Here is a 4,640-nt window from a genome sequence, read left to right as displayed (position 1 = left end):
GGATCGCGCTCCGCGCGTGGAAAAATGACAAAAACCCTTCGCAAGTCCCTTCGCAAATTCGCCATTGCCATCCCGCTTCTCGCCCTTGGCTTCTATTTCATTCCCATCCTGACGACGATCTTCATCATCTGCGGCCTGATCGACGTGCTGCGCAACGACCGCAAGGATCTGTCGCTGTTCTCAGGCTATTTTCTCGGCAACGGCCTGTTCACCTGGCTGCTTTCGCCGTTCAATCTGCTGGTCGACCTCTTGTGCTACAGAAATCCAGGTGTCTGGAAGCTGGAGCAGTTTCCCGCCGACTATCAGCGCGAGGTCAACGAGGTCCTGGACATCTTCAAGGCGCGCAAAGATGAGATCATTGCCGATATCGACGCCAATTTCGGCGCCGGCCGGCGCGGCATGTATGTCTACCAGTGGTACGGTAAGCACAGGATCGACAACGTCGCCGAGTTCAACAAGGACTTCAAGTACATCAAGACCATAGCCGTTTCCGTCTTCAGCAAGCGCGAATCGACGTCTTGGCATTTCGGCCCGCTGCGGCTCAGCCTGCGCATCCTCTACAATCTGATCCCGGTTAAGTCGGAGATTTTCGTCGAGTGCGGCAACGTCAAGAATTATTGGTACGACAATCCGCTGTTCATCTTCGACGACACGCTGCTGCATCGCTCGGTCAACGAGTATGACGGACGCCGCTACTGCGTCTTCATGGACATCATCCGGCCGTCTCCGGTTCCCAGACTGATCGCGGGCATGCTCTCAATCGTCTCGGTCAGCGTCGAGCGCATCAATTCCATGTTCTACAAGAACTGGAAGATGATCGGTTCGACCAAGCCGAAGAATGCCGGCACGACCTGAGCTTTAGAAAACCGGCGCTGCCGGCGGCATTTGGGTGCTCTGCGTGTGAGACTTGGCCATCCTTGTGGCCGCTCATGCGCCGGAACGGCTCCTGGCTGCATGAACGGCGGCCCCGGGCTGACTTTGACAGTTCTGCCTCTTCTCCTTCTGGCGGCTTCAAGTGACGAAGAACAGATCTCTCGGATTTTGGGCAACGACATATGTGTGCACCGCTCTGCTGGGAGTTGCTCTTGCTCTCACCTATGTAGGGCTTGAGCAGCCTGTCTATTACTGGGACTTCGCTGCCTATTTCGACACGTTCAGCCGGCAAGGCACGCTCTTGATTCAGAGCCCTCTCGAGTGGCTCAGCCATTTGAGGACCTCGATCGCCACGGATGACTACAGTGCGGCGATCCTGGTGCCGCTGATGCCGTTTCACATCATTTTTGGCGATTCGAGGTTTTCCTATATCGCCGGAATAGTTGCTGTTTATCTGGTCCCGACCGCTCTTCTCATCGGCAGAATTAGCTATCTGGAGGCGGCGACCGGGACGTCTTCATGCCGAAGCTGGCTCACCGTATGGATTGCGGCCTTTCTCTACACGCCGTTCTGGGCGGCGACGCTCCGTGGGTTGCCTGACATTGCCGGCTGTCTCGCGCTTTGCGCGGCAACCTATTTTCTCTGGAAATCGAGGTTCCTGACCCATGAACCGGTGATCAGCGGAATACGTGTCGGCGTATGCCTGTGGTTGGCGTTCGTGCTGCGCCGCTGGCACGCCTATCCTGTCATCGGGCTCGGAATTTCCGCAGCCTTCTTCTGTTTTCTGCAGGTTGCCAAAGATCGGGACTTTCCGGCACTCCGCAATGCCGCCGTCGGAGGCCTGTGTGCGATCCTCGTGGTTGTCGGAGCCGCGCTGACCTTCCAGCAACCCTTGATCTTCAAGATACTGGGAACCAGCTATGGCGATCTTTACAGCGGATACAAGACGGACTTCGTTTCGCAGATTGTCCAGGTGGGATCCCGGCTCAGCTATGTGAACTGGCTGTTGATCGTATTTGGCCTTTACATCTCCATTATACGCCAAAACAGATTTTCCCTGTTCTGTGCCGTTGCTTCGGCACTCACCTTCGTCCTCTTCACCCGCATGCAGGACCCGGATCGCCATCATTCGGTGCCGGTATTTCTTTGGCTCTTTCCTACCTACGCCCAGGCAATCGTTGCGATCGTTTCGATGCCGGCACTGAGATCGCGATGGTCGAACGCCGCGATAGCCGTTGCCGCCGGGCTGGCGTTTTTCGGTACTTTTTTCCCGACTGGCCGCCAGGTTCTGTCGCCGATCAGCTACGTCTTTGCCAGGGAAGCCACGCTCCCGCTGCACCTCGACAATCTTCCAGAATACAGGCGCCTTATCGATGACCTTCTTGGAAAGATGGGACCTGGGGACCGGTTGTCGGTGTTTGCATCCAGCGGGATCATGAGCGATTCATTGCTGTATGAAATGGACAAGGACCTTTACCCTCGCATCGAGTGGGCTTGTCAGGTCGATAGTCGCGATCGATTCAGACCGGCGGCGTTGAAGTCCAAATACGTTGTCGTGACCGACCCGCCCGTTATCCATCTGCAGCAGGGCGCGCAGCTCTGTGTCTCGATACCGGACCAATACATCGTCGAGGGCAAAGGCATTGGCGCAGCATACAGGCGCATAGCGGCTTACCAGCTGTCCGGCGACGTCAAGGGCTACCTCTACGAACAGGTGCGCCCTATCGGCAAAACGGAGGTCGATGACCTCTATAACGAGTTCAGGAAAAAATATCCGGGATGGGCAACGCCTGAGTGGTGAGCTCGATCTGCGTGCGGTTGCGCCCGCAACGAGGGATTGACGGGGCAGCCGTGCGGGGGCAGTAAACGGTCATGTTCAATCTGTTTCTCGTCGTCGTCGGTGGCGGCATCGGTGCCGGAATTCGTCACCTTACCAACATCGGCGCGCTGCGTTTTGTCGGCCCCAGCTATCCCTGGGGCACGATGGCCATCAACATCATTGGCTCCTTCGCCATGGGGCTGTTCATCGCCTCCATGATGCGCCGTGGCGGATCGAACGAGGTCAGGCTGTTCGTTGCTACCGGCATTCTCGGCGGCTTCACCACCTTCTCCGCCTTTTCGCTCGATTTCGCGACGCTGTGGGAGCGGGGAGCCACGCTGCCTGCGCTGGCTTATGCCCTTGCCAGCGTCATTGGCGCCATTATCGCCCTGTTTCTGGGACTTTGGCTCGCAAGAAGCCTGCCTTAGTGCTATTGCCGCGCCAAGAACAGGCCGAGCTTCGCTCGGGAAACGGATAAGCGACAAAAAACATGGCAGGCGTTGAACAGATCACGGTGGAGGCCGGCGAGGCGGGCATGCGGCTCGACCGCTGGTTCAAGACCCATTTCCCGGGCCTTGGTTTCGGCCATTTGCAGAAGCTTCTGCGCTCCGGCCAGATCCGCGTCGATGGCGGACGGGTCAAGGCCGACACCCGTGTCGAGCCCGGCCAGATGGTTCGCGTCCCACCGCTCGAGGTCGACAAGAAGGGCGAGAGTGCGCTGACCGGCCACTCGATCCGCAACCAGGGCGATGCCGATGTCCTGTCGAAAATGCTGATCCATGAAGATCCCAAGGTTTTCGTCTTCAACAAGCCGGCGGGCCTTGCGGTGCAGGGCGGCTCGGGCGTCACCCGCAATGTCGACGACATGCTGGAGGCCTGGCGCAGCCAGAAGGGCGAGAAGCCCAGACTGGTTCACAGGCTCGACCGCGACACTTCAGGTGTTCTGGTCGTCGCCCGCACCCGGCTGGCCGCCATGAAGCTCTCGGAAGCGTTTCGCGCCCGCGAGACCAAGAAGACCTATTGGGCGCTGGTCAAGGGCGTGCCGCCCAAGCGCGAGGACAAGATCTCGACCTGGCTGATCAAGGAGCCGACGCCGGACGGTGACCGCGTGCGTGTCGCCGCGCATGGCGAAAAGGGCGCCGATCACGCCGTCTCCTACTACCGCATCATCGAGCAGGCTGCGCAGACGATGACCTGGCTTGAAATGGAGCCCTATACGGGCCGCACCCACCAGCTTCGTGTCCACGCCGCCTACATCGGCTGCCCGATCCTGGGCGATCCGAAATATTTCGAGGCCGACACCAACTGGGACTTTCCAGGGGGCATTCAAAACCGCCTGCATCTGCACGCCCGCCGCATCATCATTCCGCATCCCGACAAGGGCGTCATCGATGTCACCGCGCCAATGCCGCCGCACATGCGCCAGAGCTGGAACCTGATCGGCTTCGACGACGCCAGCGCGGAGGACTGATCGTGAGCGGCGCCAGTGACGCGCTCGACCGGCGCGACACGGTCGACATGGCCGCCGCCGCCATCATGGTCGGGCTGACCTTTTCCTGGGGGTTGAATTACGTCGCCGCCAAGATCTCCTACGCTGGTTATGACCCGGTCTTCCTGTCGATCGCGCGCTCGATCATCGGCGGCCTGTGTGTCTTTGCCTGGTGCCGGTGGCGCGGCATCGCGCTTTTCACGCGCGACGGGACCTTGCTCGCCGGCATCGTGGTTGGCGCGCTTTTCGGCATCGAGTTCCTTTGCCTTTATGTCGGCCTGGAGCATACGACCGTTGCCCGCAACACGCTGCTGGTCAACACGATGCCGTTCTGGATGCTGCTCGGCGGCCATTTCCTGCTCGGTGAGCAGATCACATTGAGGAAATTCCTTGGCCTGCTGCTGGCCTTTGCCGGCCTTGTCGCGGTGTTTTCCGACAAGCTTGGCGGCGGCGGAGACA

The 4,640-nt window shown here is 59.4% G+C and carries 5 protein-coding genes; all 5 read left to right on the top strand.

Annotated elements, in window-relative coordinates; genetic code table 11:
- The first annotated feature begins 24 nt into the window (after positions 1–24).
- The gene (locus tag EN893_RS19710) at positions 25–855 is read left to right on the top strand and encodes an aspartyl/asparaginyl beta-hydroxylase domain-containing protein (protein ID WP_127268773.1); all 831 of its coding nucleotides are present in this window, start codon (positions 25–27) and stop codon (positions 853–855) included.
- A 160-nt stretch (positions 856–1,015) separates the two neighbouring features.
- The gene (locus EN893_RS19705) at positions 1,016–2,674 is read left to right on the top strand and encodes a hypothetical protein (RefSeq protein ID WP_127268772.1); all 1,659 of its coding nucleotides are present in this window, start codon (positions 1,016–1,018) and stop codon (positions 2,672–2,674) included.
- 71 nt (positions 2,675–2,745) lie between these two features.
- Complete coding sequence (crcB, locus tag EN893_RS19700) at positions 2,746–3,120, top strand: fluoride efflux transporter CrcB (RefSeq protein ID WP_127268771.1); 375 nt, start codon at positions 2,746–2,748, stop codon at positions 3,118–3,120.
- 62 nt (positions 3,121–3,182) lie between these two features.
- The gene (locus tag EN893_RS19695; RefSeq protein ID WP_127271590.1) at positions 3,183–4,163 is read left to right on the top strand and encodes an RluA family pseudouridine synthase; all 981 of its coding nucleotides are present in this window, start codon (positions 3,183–3,185) and stop codon (positions 4,161–4,163) included.
- A gap of 47 nt (positions 4,164–4,210) precedes the next feature.
- The coding region (locus EN893_RS19690) for a DMT family transporter (RefSeq protein ID WP_164900968.1) at positions 4,211–4,640 on the top strand (430 nt) is incomplete at its 3' end.

Source organism: Mesorhizobium sp. M7A.F.Ca.CA.004.04.2.1 (assembly GCF_004022825.1).
Taxonomy (GTDB): Bacteria; Pseudomonadota; Alphaproteobacteria; order Rhizobiales; family Rhizobiaceae; genus Mesorhizobium.
This window is presented reverse-complemented; position numbering and strand designations above follow the sequence as displayed.

Coding starts and splice junctions, on each gene's coding strand:
- EN893_RS19710 (WP_127268773.1), top strand. CDS start 25: ATGACAAAAACCCTTCGCAAGTCCCTTCGCAAATTCGCCATTGCCATC.
- crcB (WP_127268771.1), top strand. CDS start 2,746: ATGTTCAATCTGTTTCTCGTCGTCGTCGGTGGCGGCATCGGTGCCGGA.
- EN893_RS19695 (WP_127271590.1), top strand. CDS start 3,183: ATGGCAGGCGTTGAACAGATCACGGTGGAGGCCGGCGAGGCGGGCATG.